16 protein-coding genes and 1 tRNA gene are annotated in these 18,412 nt (G+C 72.4%); 6 read left to right on the top strand and 11 right to left on the bottom strand.

Going from position 1 to position 18,412, the window contains the following annotated elements:
• The first annotated feature begins 99 nt into the window (after positions 1 to 99).
• Positions 100 to 576: an N-acetyltransferase family protein gene (locus tag AC069K_RS12495; RefSeq protein WP_478615073.1), complete on the top strand. Its 477-nt coding sequence runs from the start codon at positions 100 to 102 to the stop codon at positions 574 to 576.
• Positions 577 to 747: 171 nt separating this feature from the next.
• Here the strand turns inward: AC069K_RS12495 and AC069K_RS12490 are convergent, their stop codons facing one another.
• Together AC069K_RS12490 and AC069K_RS12485 are read right to left on the bottom strand one after the other, a co-directional pair.
• Positions 748 to 2,892 (bottom strand): restriction endonuclease, encoded by a 2,145-nt coding sequence (locus AC069K_RS12490; RefSeq protein WP_478615070.1) that lies wholly within the window; start codon positions 2,890 to 2,892, stop codon positions 748 to 750.
• 92 nt (positions 2,893 to 2,984) lie between these two features.
• A tRNA-Thr gene (locus AC069K_RS12485) sits at positions 2,985 to 3,061 on the bottom strand.
• A 228-nt stretch (positions 3,062 to 3,289) separates the two neighbouring features.
• Between AC069K_RS12485 and AC069K_RS12480 the strand changes: the two genes are divergently transcribed.
• The 3 genes from AC069K_RS12480 (at position 3,290) to AC069K_RS12470 (ending at position 6,062) form a co-directional block, all read left to right on the top strand.
• Positions 3,290 to 4,432 (top strand): ABC transporter ATP-binding protein, encoded by a 1,143-nt coding sequence (locus AC069K_RS12480; protein ID WP_365100374.1) that lies wholly within the window; start codon positions 3,290 to 3,292, stop codon positions 4,430 to 4,432.
• Between the two features lie 436 nt (positions 4,433 to 4,868).
• The gene (locus tag AC069K_RS12475; RefSeq protein WP_358831548.1) at positions 4,869 to 5,279 is read left to right on the top strand and encodes a hypothetical protein; all 411 of its coding nucleotides are present in this window, start codon (positions 4,869 to 4,871) and stop codon (positions 5,277 to 5,279) included.
• Between the two features lie 51 nt (positions 5,280 to 5,330).
• Positions 5,331 to 6,062, top strand: coding sequence for a nucleotidyltransferase family protein (locus AC069K_RS12470; protein WP_358831549.1), 732 nt, complete (start codon positions 5,331 to 5,333; stop codon positions 6,060 to 6,062).
• 598 nt (positions 6,063 to 6,660) lie between these two features.
• On the opposite strand, the gene AC069K_RS12465 is transcribed toward AC069K_RS12470, so the two are convergent.
• From AC069K_RS12465 to AC069K_RS12440, 6 genes are all read right to left on the bottom strand, one after another.
• The gene (locus AC069K_RS12465; RefSeq protein WP_478615065.1) at positions 6,661 to 8,232 is read right to left on the bottom strand and encodes a DoxX family protein; all 1,572 of its coding nucleotides are present in this window, start codon (positions 8,230 to 8,232) and stop codon (positions 6,661 to 6,663) included.
• A gap of 101 nt (positions 8,233 to 8,333) precedes the next feature.
• Positions 8,334 to 9,293, bottom strand: coding sequence for a 23S rRNA (guanosine(2251)-2'-O)-methyltransferase RlmB (rlmB, locus tag AC069K_RS12460; protein WP_365100377.1), 960 nt, complete (start codon positions 9,291 to 9,293; stop codon positions 8,334 to 8,336).
• A gap of 119 nt (positions 9,294 to 9,412) precedes the next feature.
• Positions 9,413 to 10,810 (bottom strand): cysteine--tRNA ligase, encoded by a 1,398-nt coding sequence (gene cysS / locus AC069K_RS12455; protein ID WP_365100379.1) that lies wholly within the window; start codon positions 10,808 to 10,810, stop codon positions 9,413 to 9,415.
• 178 nt (positions 10,811 to 10,988) lie between these two features.
• Entirely contained in the window at positions 10,989 to 11,528 is a 540-nt protein-coding gene (gene ispF / locus AC069K_RS12450) for a 2-C-methyl-D-erythritol 2,4-cyclodiphosphate synthase (RefSeq protein ID WP_478615244.1), read from the bottom strand.
• Between the two features lie 7 nt (positions 11,529 to 11,535).
• The gene (ispD, locus tag AC069K_RS12445) at positions 11,536 to 12,273 is read right to left on the bottom strand and encodes a 2-C-methyl-D-erythritol 4-phosphate cytidylyltransferase (RefSeq protein WP_478615060.1); all 738 of its coding nucleotides are present in this window, start codon (positions 12,271 to 12,273) and stop codon (positions 11,536 to 11,538) included.
• Positions 12,274 to 12,524: 251 nt separating this feature from the next.
• The gene (locus AC069K_RS12440; protein ID WP_003953493.1) at positions 12,525 to 13,007 is read right to left on the bottom strand and encodes a CarD family transcriptional regulator; all 483 of its coding nucleotides are present in this window, start codon (positions 13,005 to 13,007) and stop codon (positions 12,525 to 12,527) included.
• 629 nt (positions 13,008 to 13,636) lie between these two features.
• Here AC069K_RS12440 and AC069K_RS12435 point away from each other — a divergent pair.
• A complete protein-coding gene (locus AC069K_RS12435) occupies positions 13,637 to 14,317 on the top strand; it encodes a copper chaperone PCu(A)C domain-containing protein (protein ID WP_478615058.1) in 681 nt (226 codons plus the stop codon).
• Between the two features lie 128 nt (positions 14,318 to 14,445).
• Here AC069K_RS12435 and phoP read toward each other — a convergent pair whose 3' ends face one another.
• On the bottom strand, positions 14,446 to 15,117 hold the full coding sequence (phoP, locus tag AC069K_RS12430) for a two-component system response regulator PhoP (RefSeq protein ID WP_465270246.1): 672 nt from the start codon (positions 15,115 to 15,117) through the stop codon (positions 14,446 to 14,448).
• A gap of 5 nt (positions 15,118 to 15,122) precedes the next feature.
• On the bottom strand, positions 15,123 to 16,400 hold the full coding sequence (gene phoR, locus AC069K_RS12425; protein ID WP_365100390.1) for a two-component system sensor histidine kinase PhoR: 1,278 nt from the start codon (positions 16,398 to 16,400) through the stop codon (positions 15,123 to 15,125).
• Between the two features lie 212 nt (positions 16,401 to 16,612).
• Between phoR and phoU the strand changes: the two genes are divergently transcribed.
• Complete coding sequence (gene phoU, locus AC069K_RS12420) at positions 16,613 to 17,332, top strand: phosphate signaling complex protein PhoU (RefSeq protein WP_478615053.1); 720 nt, start codon at positions 16,613 to 16,615, stop codon at positions 17,330 to 17,332.
• A 302-nt stretch (positions 17,333 to 17,634) separates the two neighbouring features.
• Here the strand turns inward: phoU and AC069K_RS12415 are convergent, their stop codons facing one another.
• A complete protein-coding gene (locus tag AC069K_RS12415) occupies positions 17,635 to 18,396 on the bottom strand; it encodes a phosphoglyceromutase (protein ID WP_358833356.1) in 762 nt (253 codons plus the stop codon).
• Positions 18,397 to 18,412: the final 16 nt, after the last annotated feature.

Genomic DNA, 18,412 nt, shown 5'->3' with positions numbered 1-18,412 from the left:
GCGGCTGGGGGGCGGCGCTGCGGCCGCGGTCCCGCCGAGCCCCGTCCGCGGAGCGGAACCCCCGCGACCGCTCGCCCGCCGCCCGGCTACCCTGCGGCCATGATTCGTACCGCGACGCCCGACGACGTCCCCGTCATCCACGCCATGGTCCGCGAGCTGGCCACGTACGAGAAGTGCCCGGACGAGGCGCGGGCGACGCCGGAGCAGCTGCACCAGGCGCTGTTCGGCGAGCATCCGGCGGCGTACGCGCACATCGCCGAGACCGACACCGGTGAGCCCGCGGGCTTCGCGCTCTGGTTCCTCAACTTCTCCACCTGGCGCGGAGTGCACGGCATCTACCTGGAGGACCTGTACGTACGCCCGGAACTGCGCGGCGGCGGCCACGGCAAGGCCCTCCTGACCGAGCTGGCCCGCATCTGCGTGGCCCGTGGCTACGGTCGCCTGGAGTGGTCGGTCCTGAACTGGAACACCCCCTCCATCGCCTTCTACGAGTCGCTGGGCGCCCGGCCGCAGGACGAGTGGACGGTCTACCGGCTGGCGGACGGGGCGCTGGCGGAGCTGGGAGCGACGCGGTAACCGACGGCGTCCGCGCGGCGCCGCCGAAGACCGCCGGCCCGCAGCCGCCGAAGGCCACCGGCCCGGAGCCGTCCGCCGAAGGCCGCCCGGAGCCGCTGAAAGGCCACCCGGAGCCGCCCGGAGCCGTCGGGCGGGGCCGCCTTCGGAGCCGCGCTCCCCCGGCCCCGGTCGCTACTCCACCTCGATCCCGAAGTCCCCCACCAGCTTCTCCAGACCGCCCCGGTACCCCTTCCCGCCCACCACGAAGTCCCAGTCACCGCCCGCGCGGCGCCGGAACGAGCCCAGCACCAGGGCCGTTTCGCCCGCGCGGCCGTCCGAGACGTCCAGGCGGTCCAGTTCCGTACCGGCCGCGTCGCGCAGGCGGATGGCCGCGTCCGTGAAGCCGGCAAGGTCCGCGTCCGGGTTCGCCTCGGGGTCGACCGAGGCGACCAGGACCAGGCGGTCCGCCCGGCCCGGCAGCGCGTCGAACGCCACCCGGACCGCCGCCCGGTCGCCCAGCGCGCCCGGCACCATCCGCACCGAACCCCCGGGTATCTCGCGGTTGTTGAAGAAGACGAAGTGGTCGTCGTCGAGGACGCGGCCGCCCTCGCACACCAGCGCGCACACGTCCAGGACCACCGAGCCGGTCCACGTCATGCCCAGGACGTTGAAGTCCACGTCGGACTCGGGGGCCTCCGGCGCGTCGTCGCCCGCGTCGGCCCCCGCCGCCGGTACGTCCACCAGCGTGCCCGAGGGGCCCCGCTGCTCCGGCACCCGGCGCCCCGGCCGCTCCCCCAGCCTCCCCCGCAGCCCGCACGCGTGCAGCAGGTCCACCAGCTCGGCCCCGGACACCAGCGTCAGCGGCTTGCCCTGGGCGAAGGCGTACGAGCCGGGGCCGAAGCCCGAAGTGGTCACCAGGACGCCCTTGTTGGCCCCGGCCGCCTGGACCGTGCCGTACAGGTCGCGGACCGCGGTGGGCGGGACCGTGTTGCGGTAGCGCTTGACCTGGACGATGATCCGGCCGCCGCTGATCGGGTCGGGGTCCACCGCCTCCACGTCCACACCGCCGTCGTTGGAGCGCTGGGTGGTCACCGCGTCCATCCCGCGCGCCCGGAACAGCTCGGCCACCAGGGACTCGAACACGATGGGGTCCATCACGAACAGGTCCGGATCCTCCTCGGAGTCCGCGCCGTGCGTGAGCACCCCCGAGCCGACCTCGCCCGGGCGGCGCACCGCGGCCACCGCGGCCCGCTGGTCCGGACGGGCCGACAGCCGGCCCCGTACCGCCTCCACCAGGCAGTCCACCGCGCTCACCTGCGTCAGCTCCAGGCCCTGGAAGGCCGCCCGGTCCACCAGCACACAGGCCAGCACGATCTCCGCCCGGCGGCCGGTCGCCGGGTCGACGTCGTCCACGAAGCCGTTGAGCGCCACCGCGTCCAGGACGCCGTACTCGTCCGCCGCGAACAGGTCCCGCACCACCAGCAGCACGCTCTGCGCCAGCACGTCCCGGTACAGCGCCCGCCGCTGGGTCAGCGGACGGGCGGACTCGCGCTCCTCGTCCGTACTGGCCACGTACCGTACGGACTTGGCGGCGGGGACGACGTCGAAGGCGGGCAGCTCCCAGTCCAGCACCAGCTGGCGGGCGCCCCGGTCGTACGCGCAGGACAGCTGCCGCGGGAAGCCCTCGGGCCAGGCGGAGGCCGCGTACAGGGCCGCCGAGAAGTACTCGACGACCGCGTCCGGCTCACCCGCGCGCAGACCGGCCACCAGCTCGGCCACGCCCGCGTTGTGGCCCCGGACCTCCGCGAGCCGCTCGCGCGCCCAGGACTCGTACCGCGCCCGGTAGTCGGCCAGTTGGCGGCGCCGCTCGGTCTCGGCGACCTGCGCCGCGTCCCAGTCCCGCCGGTAGGCGGCCTGGGCCTCCTGCTGGGCGCGGCGGCCCGTCCAGCCGCCCCGGGCCTCGTAGCGCGCCGGGTCCGGCATCGGCACCGGACGCGCCAGCGCCCCGGGCGAGAACGGCTCGACGGCCTCCTCGCGCAGCAGCGACGCCGTACGGAACGGGGGCAGGGCGCACCCCGCCGCCAGCAGCCCCGTCAACTCCTCCACGCGCGCGTCCAGCTCCTGCGAGCGCTGCCGGGCGTCCGCCTCACGGCTCTGGCGGTACGCGGCCCGCTGCTCGCGGTGGACCCGCGCGGCGTCCCTCTCGTGCTCGCGCTGCCGGCGCTCCATCTGCCGCTGCTGCTGGACCGCCGCCCGGTGCTGGACCTCCCGTTGGCGCTGCTCCTGGCGCTGGGCCTGTGCCCACACCCCGGCCAACCCGCTGGCACGACGACTCATACGGCTCCCCCGGCCCCTTTCCCACACACCCCTGGAGACACGATTGTCCCGGACCAGAAAGGTCCGGGACACGGTGTGACGCGGTGTTTCGGTGGAGCCGCCTGTCGGAATCGAACCGACGACCTCAAGATTACAAGTCAAGCGCTCTAGCCAACTGAGCTAAGGCGGCGGCACGTGCGCCGGGCCGCGCACGCGAGGCGCCCCCACCTCGCGACGAGGGCTCCCTCACTCTACACAGAGCACGATCGGCACCTCCAGGAAGTTCCCCTCCCGCACCTGCTGACAGATCGGACAGCGCCGGGTAGCGTCTCGTGCAGCCCACCCAGGTGGACTACACCACTTCTCCCTCTACTCGGATCGTCCGGCACGTTCCTGCCGGTGAAGGGACAGGTCTCCCATGGCCACTGTCACGTTCGACAAGGCGACCCGGATCTACCCGGGCTCCACCAAGCCCGCGGTCGACGGGCTCGAGATCGAGATCGAGGACGGCGAGTTCCTCGTCCTCGTCGGCCCTTCGGGCTGCGGAAAGTCCACCTCCCTGCGGATGCTCGCGGGCCTGGAGGACGTCAACGGCGGAGCCATCCGCATCGGTGACCGCGATGTCACCCACCTCCCGCCCAAGGACCGGGACATCGCCATGGTGTTCCAGAACTACGCGCTCTACCCGCACATGACCGTCGCCGACAACATGGGCTTCGCGCTCAAGATCGCCGGGGTCAACAAGGCGGAGATCCGCAAGAAGGTCGAGGAGGCGGCGAAGATCCTCGACCTCACCGAGTACCTGGACCGCAAGCCCAAGGCCCTGTCCGGCGGTCAGCGCCAGCGCGTCGCCATGGGCCGCGCCATCGTGCGCGAGCCGCAGGTCTTCCTCATGGACGAGCCGCTCTCCAACCTCGACGCCAAGCTCCGCGTCTCCACCCGCACCCAGATCGCCTCGCTCCAGCGGCGCCTGGGCATCACCACGGTGTACGTGACCCACGACCAGGTCGAGGCCATGACCATGGGCGACCGCGTGGCGGTCCTCAAGGACGGTCTGCTCCAGCAGGTCGACTCGCCGCGCAACATGTACGACCGCCCGGCCAACCTCTTCGTCGCCGGCTTCATCGGCTCGCCCGCGATGAACCTGGTCGAGGTCCCGATCACCGACGGCGGCGTGAAGTTCGGCAACAGCGTGGTCCCCGTCAGCCGGGAGGCGCTGTCCGCCGCGGCCGACCGGGGCGACCGCACGGTGACGGTCGGCGTCCGCCCCGAGCACTTCGACATCGTCGAGCAGAACGGCGCGGCCGCGGCGGCGGCGTCCCTCTCCAAGGAGTCCGAGGCCGAGCCCGCGGGCCTGGCCGTCACGGTGAACGTGGTGGAGGAGCTCGGCGCCGACGGCTACGTGTACGGCACGGCCGACGTCGGCGGCGAGCAGAAGGACCTCGTGGTCCGGGTGAACGGCCGCTCGGTCCCCGAGAAGGGCTCCCAGCTCCACGTGGTCCCGCGGCCCGGCGAGACGCATGTCTTCTCGACCTCGACGGGCGAGCGCCTCAGCGACTGACGTACGGCGGCACGTCAGCCGGCCCCGCACCCACCTACCGGGGTGCGGGGCTTTTCCGTGCCGCCGGGTTTGGGTGCCCCTGGATTACCGCGCGTCCGGGGGGCCGGGCGTCCGGGTTTCCGCGCGCCGGGGTTTCCGGGGGCCCGGGGTTTCCGAGGGCCCGGGGTTTCCGAGGGCCCGGGTTTCCGGGGGCCCGGGTTTCCGCACCCCCGCGTTTCCACGCTTCCGGGTTTCCACGCGTCCGCGTTTCCACGGGTCCGGGTTTCCACGCGTCCGGGTTTCCGCCCGCGCACTGTCACCTGTCGACAAATACCCCGGCAGACCGGCCATTTCGAACAGTGTTCGTCAACACGGGATTCGAAACGCCGCCTCGAACCATCCCTCGACTGGGTGACTAAATGTCGCCAAATCATTACTCCCCGCTACGCTCGCCTCCGTGACGCACACAGCCCGCCGAATCGGCCGCACCCTAGCTCTCGTCCTGCCCGTCGTCCTCGTCCTCTCGGGGACGCTCGCGGTCACCCGGGTCAACTGGGCCGGGACCAGCGACTCGCAGCTGCTGACCGCCTCCTCCCAGGACGTCTCCGTACGCGCGAAGCCACGCGCCCCGCAGGACGTCCTGCGCGACGCGCTGCTCCTCGAACTCCAGGAGAAGGACCCCGGGACCGCCCTCACCCACCTCCAGCGCGAGGTGGAGCAGCGCCCCTCGCTCGCCAAGCACTGCATGTCGATCGCGCGTGCGCTGGGCCAGGCCGCCGTGAAGCAGTACGGCCCCGCCAAGGCCCAGTCGTACTCGCGCCCCGTCTGCGACACGTCGTTCGCCTCGGGCGTGGCCCAGGAGTCCTGAGCGCGGCAGCCCGGCCGTACCGCGTCCGGTCCACGGCATAGGGTTCACCGCATGACTGCGAGCACGACTTCGACCTTCCCGACGCAGGCCGTGGTCCTGGCGGGCGGCCAGGGCTCACGACTGCGTCCGTACACCGACGACCGCCCCAAGCCGATGGTCGAGATCCCGGGCACCGGGACCCCGATCATCGGCCATCAGCTTGCCTGGCTCGCGGCGGAGGGCGTCACCGACGCCGTGATCTCCTGCGGCCACCTCGCCGACGTGCTCCAGGAGTGGCTGGACTCGGCGGACCTTCCGCTGCGCGTCACGACGGTGGTCGAGAGCGAGCCGCTGGGGCGCGGGGGCGGCCTCAAGTACGCGGCGGCGCACCTGCCGCACGGCGACCAGCCGTGGTACGCCACGAACGGTGACATCTGGACCCGGTTCTCGCTGCGCGAGATGGCGTCCTTCCACGGGGAGCGCGACGCGACGGCCACGCTGGCGCTGGCCCGTCCCCGAATCCCGTGGGGCGCGGTCGAGACGGACGCCTTCGGCCACATCACGGACTTCATCGAGTCCCCGCCGTCGCCGTATCTGATCAACGCGGGCGTGTACGTGTTCTCCTCCGCCTTCACGGAGCTGCTGCCGGACCGGGGTGACCACGAGCGCACCACGTTCCCGCGCCTGGCCCGCGAACGCCGCCTGGCCGGGTTTCCGCTGCCGCACGGGGCGTATTGGCGGGCGATCGACACGGCGAAGGACTTGACGGAGGCGGCGAAGGAACTGGCAACGCCCCGCCACTAAAACGCCCCGGCCCGCAGGCGCCCCCCGGGCCCTACCCCCCCTCCCCCCGACGGGAGCTACGCCCCCGCACCCCATCTTTTGCCCTGCGGCCCGGTGGAGGGTTGCTCGCGCAGTTCCCCGCGCCCCTTCAGACTCGGACTTCGACTGCGGGCCGGTGAAGGGTTGCTCGCGCAGTTCCCCGCGCCCCTTCAGACTCGGACTTCGGCTGCGGGTCGGTGGTGGGCTCGTCGCGCAGTTCCCCGCGCCCCTAGGGGGTTGCACTTGTCGCACGCGTGCAGTGCAGCCGGCCCGAGGAGGGGCCGGAGGCCCCTTGAGGGGCGCGGGGAACTGCGCGGGTGCCCCAGCACGGTCCGCAGACAAAGGCGGCCGCGCAGCGGGGTGCAGGGGCCGCAGGCCCCGCCGGGGGCAGGGGCGGAGCCCCGGAGTGGGGTGTAGGGGGCGCAGGCCCCGCCGGGGGCAGGGGCGGAGCCCCGGAGTGGGGTGTAGGGGCCGCAGGCCCCGCCGGGGGCGTGGGGGCGTGGTCCCCGGGGAAATGCCTTCGCCCCTCCCCCCACCCCCGGAGGGTTTGGGGAAGGGGCGGGGTGGGGGCTGAGCGCCGTCAGCCCAGTAGGCCGCCGATCGGGTTCCGGTTACCCCCCGTAGACCCCCCGGACCCCCCCGACGGAGTCGACGCACCCCCCGTCGACGTCGGCCCGGACGTCGACGACGGCGGCGCGACCGGCGCCGGCTTGTGGCGGGGCGTCGGCGCCTTGTGGCCCGTCGTCCCCTGGGACGTCTGGCTCGGCACACCCCCCACCGCCCCCGACTCCCGCACCGGCTTCGACGCCGCCCGCTTGGACGGCTTCACCGAAGGCTTGGCCGAGCCGCTCGCGGACGGCTTGGGCGAACCGGGCCGCCGCACGGACGGGGTGGAGGGCGTGGGCGCCAGCGGCGTGCCCGGGAGGTAGTTGGTGGGGTCGGAGTGCGGACCCGGCACCGTCACCATCTCGGTGGAGCGCACCGCACCGCCGAGCAGCGAGCCGATCACCAGGGTCAGCCCGACCACCACCGTCGCCATCACCGTGCCCCGCCGCAGCACCCGCCGCCGCAGCTCCCACAGCGTGGAGCGCGGGCCGAGCCGGCGCCAGGCCTCGCCGGCGAGGCGGGCGTCCAGCGAGTACACCGGCGCGCCGGCCGTGATCAGCGGGGACCAGGCGGCCAGGTAGATGAAGTCCGGCGCGTCGTACGCCGGGACCGTCTGCCAGCTCACCGTCAGCAGCAGGGCTGCCGAGAGCAGCGCCCCGAACACCGCCGCGACCCGCTGCCACAAGCCCAGCATGGTCAGCACGCCCACCACGATCTGGAGGAAGGCCACCGACAGGCCCGCCCCGACCGGATGCTGGAGCGCGAAGGTGCGCAGCGGCTCTGCGAGGGCCCACGGGTGCAGCGAGTTCAGCCACTTCATCATCGAGCCGCGCTCGCCGCCGTCGAAGTAGACGGGGTCGCAGAGCTTGCCCATCCCCGCGTACACGGAGATGAAGCCGAGGAAGACGCGCAGCGGGAGCAGGACCACGCCGAGGTTCATCCGGCGGCCCGGGTAGTACGCGTGGCGCACCTGGTCCGCGCCGTGCCGCTGGCCGCGCGCGTCGGAGCCGTCGGGTCCGTCGGGTCCGTCGGCGCCGTCGGGCCCGTCCGGGCCGTCCTCGCCGTAGCCGCGCTCGAACGCGTCGAAGTCGCCGTCCCCGTACGCCCCTTGGGTGCGCACCGCCTGGAGCAGGGCCGTCTCGGCGCCGCCCCCGGAGTCCGCGAGCGGCGCGCGCGGGCCGACCACCACGGGCGTCGGCCTGGTGTCCTCGTCGACGCGCGGGATGACCTGGGTGGTGCCCGCGTCGAGCGCCTCGCCCGGCGCGGGTGGCGCGTCCAGGCCGCGCACCGCCTGGAGCAGGCCGGTCGCCCCGGGCGCCGCCCGGCCGCTCCACACCACCGGGGCCCGGCGGCGGGCCGCCCCGGGGGCGGCCGGCATCCTCGCCGGGTCCCTCGGAGGGCGCTTCGACTGGGCCTTCGGGGCGAAGTGCACCCGGAAACTGGCGTGGTTGACGATGACCTGCGCCGGGTCGGAGTCCACCTTGACCATACTCAGGGCAGGCTGATCGTCGAACCCGGGCCGGGGCGTTCTGGTGTCCACACTCATCTAACCGAGTGATGGTGGTTTAGGACACTGCCTTGACGCAGGCGATCTGTCCGAGGCCCGTCAAGATCACCTACTCCGGACGGGCGTCGGGCGGATCCGCGTCAGCCCTTGCGGCGGCGCGCGGCCTCGTAGAGCACGATGCCCGCCGCGACACCGGCGTTCAGCGACTCGGCGCCGCCCGGCATCGAGATGCGCACCCGGTAGTCGCAGGTCTCGCCGACCAGGCGGCCCAGGCCCTTGCCCTCGCTGCCGATCACGATGACGACCGGTCCGGCCAGCGCCTGAAGCTGCTCGACCGTGTGCTCGCCGTCGGCGGCGAGGCCGACGATGGTGACACCGGCCTTCTTGTAGTCCTCCAGGGCGCGGGTCAGGTTGGTGACGCGCGAGACCGGCGTACGGGCGGCGGTGCCCGCCGAGGACTTCCAGGCGCCGGCCGTCATCCCGGCCGCGCGGCGCTCGGGCACGACCACGCCGTGGCCGCCGAAGGCGGAGGTGGAGCGGACGATCGCGCCGAGGTTGCGCGGGTCGGTGACACCGTCGAGGGCGACGATCAGCGGCTCGTCGTGGTTGTCGTACGCGGCCTCCAGGAGGTCCTGCGGGTGCGCGTACTCGTACGGCGGGACCTGGAGGACCAGGCCCTGGTGGTTGAGCCCGTTGGTCATCCGGTCGAGCTCGGCGCGCGGGGCCTCCATCAGGTTGATGTTGCCGCGCTCGCCCGCGAGCTGGAGCGCCTCGCGCACCCGCTCGTCGTTGTCGATGTACTGCTGCACGTACAGCGTGGTCGCCGGGACGCCGTCGCGCAGTGCCTCGAAGACCGGGTTGCGGCCGACGACCATCTCGGACGTGCCCTTGGGGCCGCCGCGGCGCGGGGCGGGCCGGCGGGTCGCGGCCTGCTTGGCCTTGGCGGTGGCGATGCGGTTCTTCTTGTGCTTCTTGCGGGCCTCCGCGGGGGGCGTCGGGCCCTTGCCCTCCAGGCCCCGGCGCCGCTGGCCACCGCTGCCGACCGTCGCGCCCTTCTTGTTGGACGTGCGGCGGTTCCTGCGCTGGCTGTTCCCGGCCATGACCTACCTGTTTCCGTGATTGTGCGACCTACGGGGCGTGGTGGCGACCGCGGGTCCTGCGTACGTACGTATATGAAGTGTGCCGCCCAGTCGCCCGGGCGGCACATCGCGCCTGCCCGTCAGCGGGGGCCGAGGCTCCAGCGGGGGCCGCTGGGGCTGTCCTCGACGACGAGCCCGGACTGGGCCAGCTGGTCGCGGATGGCGTCCGCGGTGGCCCAGTCCTTGCGGGCGCGGGCCGCCTCGCGCTGTTCGAGCACCAGCCGTACGAGCGTGTCGACGGCCCCGTGCAGGTCGTCGCCGCGGTCGGCCTCGCCCGCCCAGTGGGCGTCCAGCGGGTCCAGACCGAGGACGCCGAGCATGGCGCGGACCTCGGCGAGACGGGCGACGGCCTCTTCCTTGTCGTCGGCGGCCAGCGCGCTGTTGCCCTGGCGGACCGTGGTGTGGACGATCGCGAGCGCCTGCGGGACGCCCAGGTCGTCGTCCATCGCCTCGGCGAACGCCGGCGGCACCTCGGCGGCGGGCTCGACCACGCCCCCCGCCTTCTCCACGACGCGCTGCACGAAGCCCTCGATGCGCGCGAACGCCGACTCGGCCTCGCGCAGGGCCTCCTCGCTGTACTCGATGGTGGAGCGGTAGTGCGGGGTGCCCAGGTAGTAGCGGAGCACGATGGGGCGCCACCGCTGGACCATGTCGGAGACGAGCACCGAGTTGCCGAGCGACTTGGACATCTTCTCGCCGGCCATGGTGACCCAGGCATTGTGCATCCAGTACGCGGCGAAGTCGTCGCCGTACGCCTTGGCCTGGGCGATCTCGTTCTCGTGGTGCGGGAAGATCAGGTCGCGGCCGCCGCCGTGGATGTCGAAGGCGCTGCCCAGGTACTTGTGGGCCATCGCCGAGCACTCCAGGTGCCAGCCGGGACGGCCGCGGCCCCAGGGCGTCTCCCAGTCGGGCTCGCCGGGCCTGGACGCCTTCCACATGGCAAAGTCGCGCGGGTCGCGCTTGCCCGCGACGCCCTCGTCGGGCTGGCGCAGGTCGTCGATGTCCTGGTTGGACAGCTCCAGATAGCCGGGGAAGGAGCGCACGTCGAAGTAGACACTGCCGTCGGCCTCGTACGCGTGACCGCGCTCGATCAGACCGCGCATCATCTCGATCATCTCCGGGACGTGCCCGGTCGCGCGCGGCTCGTAGGTGGGCGGCAGGCAACCGAGGGCCTGGTAGCCGTCGTTGAAGGCGCGCTCGTTCTCGTACCCGATCGACCACCAGGGGCGGCCCTGTTCGGCCGACTTCGCGATGATCTTGTCGTCGATGTCGGTGACGTTGCGGATGAACGTGACGTCGTAGCCGCGGTACTGGAACCAGCGGCGCGCGATGTCGAAGTTGAGGTAGGAGCGGACGTGTCCGATGTGCGGGGCGGCCTGCACGGTCGCGCCACAGAGGTAGATCGAGACACAGCCCGGCACGAGCGGGGTGAAATCACGGATCTGCCGGGCGCTGGTGTCGTACAGGCGAATAGTCACGGGTCCAGGGTAGTGGGCCCGTGGCGGTGCCCCGCGACCCTTGGGCCACGGGGCACCGAAGTGTGACAGAAGCTTTTCCGGCGGGCCGCGGCGGCGGCGCGGCGCGCTCGGCCGCGGGGCTTTCCGGGAGCCACCGGAACGTGTCCGTCAGGTTCATCCGGCCGTCCGGTCATCCCGGTCACCCGGTCCGGTAGACCAGCGCCGTGGCGATCGCGGCGAGGCCGTCGCCGCGGCCGGGGAAGCCGAGGCCGTCGGTGGTGGCGCCGGAGACCGAGACCGGCGCGCCGACCGCGTCGGAGAGCACCTTCTGCGCCTCGTCGCGCCGCTTGCCGATCTTCGGGCGGGGGCCGACGACCTGGACGGCCACGTTGCCGATGCCGAAGCTGCCGGCCCGGACGATCCGGGCCGCCTCCGTGAGGAGGGTGACGCCGGAGGCGCCGGACCACTCGGGGCGGCCGGTGCCGAAGTGGGCGCCGAGGTCGCCGAGGCCCGCCGCCGAGAACAGCGCGTTGCAGGCGGCGTGCGCGACGACGTCCGCGTCGGAGTGGCCGGCGAGGCCGGGCCCCTCGTCCTCCCAGAGCAGGCCCGCGCACCACAGCTCGCGGCCCTCCTCGAAGGCGTGGATGTCGGTGCCGATGCCGACCTGCGGGATCACCGGGGCGAGCGGGGCCGGGGCCGGGGCCGTAGGCGCGGGCATCGGCGTCGGCTCAGAAGCCATCGTTCCCTCAGAAGCCATCGTTCGCCCTCCTGCGCGCCAGGACCGCCTCGGCCAGGACCAGGTCCAGCGGGCGGGTGACCTTGAAGGCCTCCTCGTGGCCGGGCACGACCACGACCTTCAGGCCGAGCCGCTCGACCATGGCCGCGTCGTCGGTGACCTCGCCCTCGACGTGTCCGTGGGCGCGCACCAGCGTGGCGTGGTCGAAGCCCTGCGGGGTCTGGACCGCGCGCAGCCGGGACCGGTCGGGCGTGGCGAGCACCGGCTCGGGGGTGCCGTCGGTGTGCGGCTCGACCTCCTTGACGGTGTCGGCCAGCGGCAGCGCGGGGACGACGGCCGGGGCCCCGTCCCGTACCGCCTCGATCACCGCGTCGACCGTGTCGACCGGTACCAGCGGGCGGGCCGCGTCGTGGACGAGGACCACGTCGATGCCGGGCGGCAGCGCCTCCAGGCCCAGGCGTACGGACTCCTGGCGGGTCTCGCCCCCGGGCACCACGACGAAGTCGGTCCGCTCCGGGAGGGCGTGCTCGGCCAGCAGGTTCCTGACCTCGGTGGCGCCTTCGGGCGGGGCCACGACGACGACGAGCGAGACGGCGCGGGAGGCGGCCATGGCCCGGACGGCGTGGATGAGCATGGGCGTGCCGTTCAGCGCGCGGAGCGCCTTGGGGGCGCCCGGGCCGAGCCGCACGCCGCGGCCGGCCGCGGGGATCACGGCGGCGGTGCGGAAAACGCGCGTTTCCTCAGACAAGGTTTGTGTCCTTCGGCGACATGGGTATGGCCTCAGCAAGCTGGGCGCGACGCCCCTGACCGGCCCCTTCCGTGACGACCGGTCGGGCGCTCTGCCCGGCACGGCGAGCCGCTGCGGATGCCGTGGGCGTACGAATGATGTCCGAACATGCCGCAGCGCCCGGCGACACAGCAGTAAGGTCACTGCTGGTCAGCGGGCACCGCGGCAATTACTGGCCGACCGGGAGGCGCAGCCCCCGGAGTCGGCCGGTGTCAGGACGCGAGAACCTCGTCGAGGAGGGCCTCGGCCTTGTCTTCGTTGGTGTTCTCAGCGAGGGCCAGCTCGCTCACCAGGATCTGGCGCGCCTTGGCGAGCATGCGCTTCTCACCTGCGGAGAGTCCGCGCTCGCGCTCACGACGCCACAGGTCGCGCACCACTTCGGCGACCTTGATGACATCGCCGGAGGCGAGCTTCTCCAGATTCGCCTTGTAGCGACGGGACCAGTTCGTGGGCTCCTCCGCATACGGTGCGCGCAGCACCTCGAAGACCCGGTCCAGCCCGTCCTGCCCGACCACATCGCGCACGCCTACGAACTCCGCATTGTCCGCGGGTACGCGTACCGTCAGATCGCCCTGGGCGACCTTGAGCACCAAGTAGGTCTTGTCCACGCCTTTGATCTGGCGAGTTTCGATGGCCTCGATCAGCGCGGCCCCGTGATGGGGATAGACCACGGTGTCGCCAACCTTGAACGTCATGTGACAGGTACCCCTTCCGTGGCTATCCAGAGTAACACGAGAACAGCCTGTTCTGAATGGCGTTTTCGCAGGTCAGGGCATATCTCGGGGCTTGACAACAGCAACAGGAACGTGCTGCGGAGGGCTCGCGGGAAGGGGTATTCGCAGGTCGGAGCGGCTGTTCGGGGGCAGGGAAACATGCCCGTCACACTCTTCGCAACCCCCTTCCGATGCACCGAACATCCCGGTTTGTCGGGTTCCAAGCGGTGAACTTCCACTGCTCCGTTCGGTGATCGGTCACCCGTTCGGCGGGACCGCGACTTTTTCGCGAATTGATCACCGGGTGCGGACCGGGGGGTTTTCGGTAAGGAATGCGGGGCGGTCCGGGGAATTGATCACCGGTGATATGTGAACGGCGCGGGAAACGTCGAGATCAGAGCGGGTGCGGAGGTCCGGGGGAGGTTGTGGGGAGAGTTGTGGAGACGCGTACGGCGGGTGCGCCGGGAAGGGCGCGCGACTCCCGGCGCGGCGCACCGGCGCGCAGGGGCGGGTCGGGTGCGGGCTCGCCGGGACGGCTCGGTAACCTAAGCCAGCTGACACAGACTTTGCCGTCCTTTAGATGTCCTTACGTCCAAGGAGTTGCCGCCGCCGTGAGCCGCAGCCTTCGACGCGGCGCCCTCGCCGCCTCTGCCATCGCGTTCTCGCTCGCCTCTGTCGCCGCCTGCTCGGCGGGCAACGACGCGCAGACGCTCGAAGTGAAGCCGGACAACGCCGCCGTCAAGGTCGGTGACATCAAGATCCAGAACGCGACCGTCCTGACGCAGCCGAAGGCGGACGCCCCCGGTCCGGCCGTCATCGCGGCGACCCTCTTCAACAACGGCGACAAGCCGCAGACGCTCGACGCGGTCAAGCTCGCGTCCTCCGGCGCCACGGTGAAGCTGTCCCCCGCCAAGGGCCAGAAGGGGCTCACCGTGCCCCCGCACGGCTCGCTGATCCTCGGCGGCAAGGACAACGCGTCCGCCGTCGTCGAGAACGGCAAGGAGGCCGCCAGGAACGGCGACGCCCAGCCGGTCACCTTCCAGCTGAGCAAGGCGGGCGACGTGACGCTGCGCGCCTTCGTGATCCCCTCCACCAGCTACTTCGAGGGCTACGGCCCGAGCGAGCTCCCCAAGCCCCCGGCGGCCACGCCGGGCGCGCCGGGCGCGGCCACCTCGCCGGAGGCCGGCACCACCCCGGGCGCCACCGCGAGCGGCAAGCCGGCGGGCAAGCCGTCGAACACCCCGGCCAAGGGCAAGCCGTCCGGCAGCGCGAGCACGGGTGCGGCGCACTGACGTAGACGTACACGTACGCGACAGGAGGGGCCCCGGACAGACGTCCGGGGCCCCTCCTGTCGCCTACGACGTTCCGGGACGCGCGCGTACGGCTCGGATTCCGCCACCGCGCGCCCCGCGGGGGCGGCCTACGGCTCGAACTTGTAGCCCAGACCCCGCACCGTCACCAGGTACCGCGGCGCCCCCGGGTCCGGCTCGATCTTGGCGCGCAGGCGCTTGACGTGGACGTCGAGGGTCTTGGTGTCGCCCACGTAGTCCGCGCCCCAGACCCGGTCGATCAGCTGCATACGGGTCAGCACGCGGCCCGCGTTGCGCAGCAGCATCTCCAAGAGGTCGAACTCCTTCAGCGGCAGGTCGACCTTGCCGCCGGAGACCGTCACCACGTGGCGGTCCACGTCCATGCGGACCGGGCCCGCCTCCAGGGCCGCCGGGGTGACCTCCTCGGGCTCGCCGCGCCGGCGCAGCACCGCGCGGATGCGGGCGACGAGCTCCCGGGAGGAGAACGGCTTGGTGACGTAGTCGTCGGCTCCTATTTCGAGGCCCACCACCTTGTCGATCTCGCTGTCCTTGGCGGTGACCATGATCACCGGGACGTTGGAGCGGCCGCGCAGCTGGCGGCAGACCTCGGTGCCGGGCAGTCCCGGCAGCATCAGGTCGAGCAGCACGAGGTCGGCGCCGTTGCGCTCGAACTCGTCGAGCCCGTCGGGCCCGGTGGCCGCCACGGCGACCTCGAAGCCCTCTTTGCGGAGCATGTAGGACAGGGCGTCGCTGAACGATTCCTCGTCCTCGACGACGAGCACTCGGGTCACGGAAGGACCTCCGGGGCAGGGGGCACAGTGGTGGAGTCGTGCGCGGTGGCAAAGGTGTCGTACGGCGGCTCGTCGACGGCGTCGTCGTCCGGGCCCGCCGGGTCGGGTGCGGCGCGGTCCCGGACGGCGCCGGCCTCCGGCAGCCTCAGGGTGAAGGTGGAGCCCTGTCCCTCGGAGCTCCACACCGTGACCTCCCCGCCGTGCGAGGCGGCCACGTGCTTGACGATGGCCAGGCCCAGGCCCGTACCGCCGGTGGCGCGGGAGCGGGCCGGGTCGACGCGGTAGAAGCGTTCGAAGACGCGCTCCCGGTCCTTCTCCGAGATGCCTATGCCCTGGTCGGTCACGGCTATCTCGATGAAGTCCCCGCCGGGCGCGGCGACGCGGCGGCCCGCGATGCCGACCCTGGTCCTGGCCGGGGAGTAGTTGACGGCGTTCTCGACGAGGTTGCCGAGGGCGGCGGCGAGCTGGCCGCGGTGGCCCCAGACGTACAGGTCCGCCGTGCCGCCCGCGGCCATGGTGATCTGCTTGGTGGAGGCGGGGTGGCGGGAGCGGTCGATGGCCTCGGCCACCAGCTCGTCGACCCGGACCGGCTCGGCGTCCTCCAGCGGGTCGTCGTTCTGCACCCGGGAGAGGTCTATGAGCTCCTGGACCAGGTTGGTCAGCCGGTTGGCCTCGATCTGCATCCGGCCCGCGAAGCGGGTGATCGCCACGGGGTCGTCCGAGGCGTCCATGACGGCCTCGGAGAGCAGCGAGAGCGCGCCGACCGGGGTCTTGAGCTCATGGCTGACGTTGGCGACGAAGTCGCGCCGGACCGCCTCGATGCGGCGCGCCTCGGTGAGGTCCTCGACCAGGAGCAGCACGAGCCGGGAGCCGAGCGGGGCGACCCGGGCGGAGACCGCCAGCGCCTCGCCCCGGCCGGTGCCCCGGCGCGGCAGGTCCAGCTCCACCTGCCGTATCTCGCCGTCCCGCCGGGTGTCGCGGGCCATGTGGAGCATCGGCTCCACGGCCAGCTTGCCGCCCCTGACCAGCCCCAGGGCGTACGCCGCCGAGCTGGCCTTGACCACCGAGTCGCTCTCGTCGAGGACCACCGCCGAGGAGCGGAGCACCGAGAGCACGGTGTCCACACCGGGCGGCAGGACCGCGTCCGTGTGCAGGGACGTCCGGGTGGGCCGCGCCTGGTCGCGCTCGCTCCAGCGGAACGCCAGCATGGCGATGACGCCGGTGCACAACCCGGCGATCGCTGCAGCTGCGGCGACCGCCGCGTTCACGTCCATGCCTCCAGGTTATGCGGGTGCGCGGACACTCTCCCAGCCATCCGGGTGCCTGCTCGAACGTTCGTCGCCCAGAGTTCACCATGGTGATAGTGCTGGTTCACTTGGTGTGGCCGAATCGGACGCGTAGCCCACGGACCGTGGGAGCGTGGGGGCCGCGGCATCCCCTGCCTCCCCCGGAGTCATAGCCCGGAGTCATCGAAAGAGGGACACCCATGCGGGACGCGTACCACGAGGAACTGGACTCGATCGGCGAGGGCCTGGTCGAGATGGCCCGCCTTGTCGGGTCGGCGATCGGGCGCGCCACGACGGCCATGCTCGACGCCGATCTCAAGCTCGCCGAGAGTGTGATCGCCGCCGACCAGAAGGTCGACGACCTCCAGCACGACCTGGAGGCACGGGCGATAGCCCTGCTGGCCCGCCAGCAGCCGGTCGCCACCGACCTGCGGATCGTGGTGACCTCGCTCCGGATGAGCGCGGACCTGGAGCGCTCCGGCGACCTGGCCCAGCACGTGGCCAAGCTGACCCGGCTGCGCTACCCGGCGCGGGCGGTCCCGCACGACCTGCACGCCACCATCCTGGAGATGGGCCAGCTGGCGCAGCGCCTGATGGCGAAGGCGGCCGAGGTGATCATCACCAAGGACGTCGACCTCGCGCTCCAGCTGGAGCAGGACGACGACGAGATGGACCTGCTGCACCGCACGCTCTTCCAGCACCTGATGGACGACCGCTGGAAGCACGGCATCGAGACGGCCGTCGACGTGACGCTCCTCGGCCGCTACTACGAGCGGTTCGCCGACCACGCCGTCTCGGTCGCCAAGCGGGTCGTCTACCTGGTCACGGGCGAGCACGCGGACGAGCTCCAGCCCCCGGTGCAGGTCGAGACACATCCTGTCGAAGGCGCTGCGGGCGCCGCGGGCACCACGGGCGCGTAGCGCCCGGTTGGGGCGTCCCGGAGCACGCACGGCGCGCGAAGGAGATGCGCGCGCGCCGTTGATGCGCCTGCCCCGGTGGGCATCCAATGGGGTGAGGTGCGCGCCTACCCCCAACCCCGGGAGGGACCATGACCGAGACCCCGACCCCGACCCCCACCGCGTCGAACTGCAGCTGCGGCCCCACCTGCCAGTGCGGCTGCCAGTCGGGCGGCGCCTGCCAGTGCGGCGGCGGCTGCTGAGCGAGCGGCACGAGAAGGGCCCCGCCCGGCTACCGGACGGGGCCTTTCGCGCACGCGGGTGGGCTACTTCTTCTTGCCCTGGTTCTTGACCGCCTCGATCGCCGCCGCCGCCGCGTCCGGGTCGAGGTAGGTGCCGCCCGGCTTGACCGGCTTGAAGTCGGCGTCCAGTTCGTAGACGAGCGGGATGCCGGTCGGGATGTTCAGGCCCGCGATGTCGGCGTCGGAGATGCCGTCGAGGTGCTTGACCAGGGCGCGCAGCGAGTTGCCGTGCGCCGCCACCAGGACCGTGCGGCCCGCGAGGAGGTCCGGGACGATGCCGTCGTACCAGTACGGCAGCATGCGGACCACGACGTCCTTGAGGCACTCCGTGCGCGGGCGCAGCTCCGGCGGGATCGTCGCGTAGCGCGCGTCGTCCGACTGGGAGAACTCGGTGCCGTCCTCAAGGGCGGGCGGCGGGGTGTCGTACGAGCGGCGCCACAGCATGAACTGCTCCTCGCCGAACTCGGCGAGCGTCTGCGCCTTGTCCTTGCCCTGGAGCGCGCCGTAGTGGCGCTCGTTCAGGCGCCACGAGCGGTGCACGGGGATCCAGTGGCGGTCGGCGGACTCCAGCGCCAGCTGGGCCGTGCGGATCGCGCGCTTCTGGAGGGAGGTGTGCAGCACGTCGGGGAGCAGGCCGGCGTCCTTGAGCAGCTCACCGCCGCGCGCCGCCTCCTTCTCGCCCTTCGCGGTGAGGTTGACGTCCACCCACCCGGTGAACAGGTTCTTCTCGTTCCACTCGCTCTCGCCGTGGCGGAGGAGGATCAGCTTGTACGGTGCGTCGGCCATGCGTCCGAGCGTAATC

It is taken from the genome of Streptomyces sp. NPDC043908, from assembly GCF_056435525.1.
This window is presented reverse-complemented; position numbering and strand designations above follow the sequence as displayed.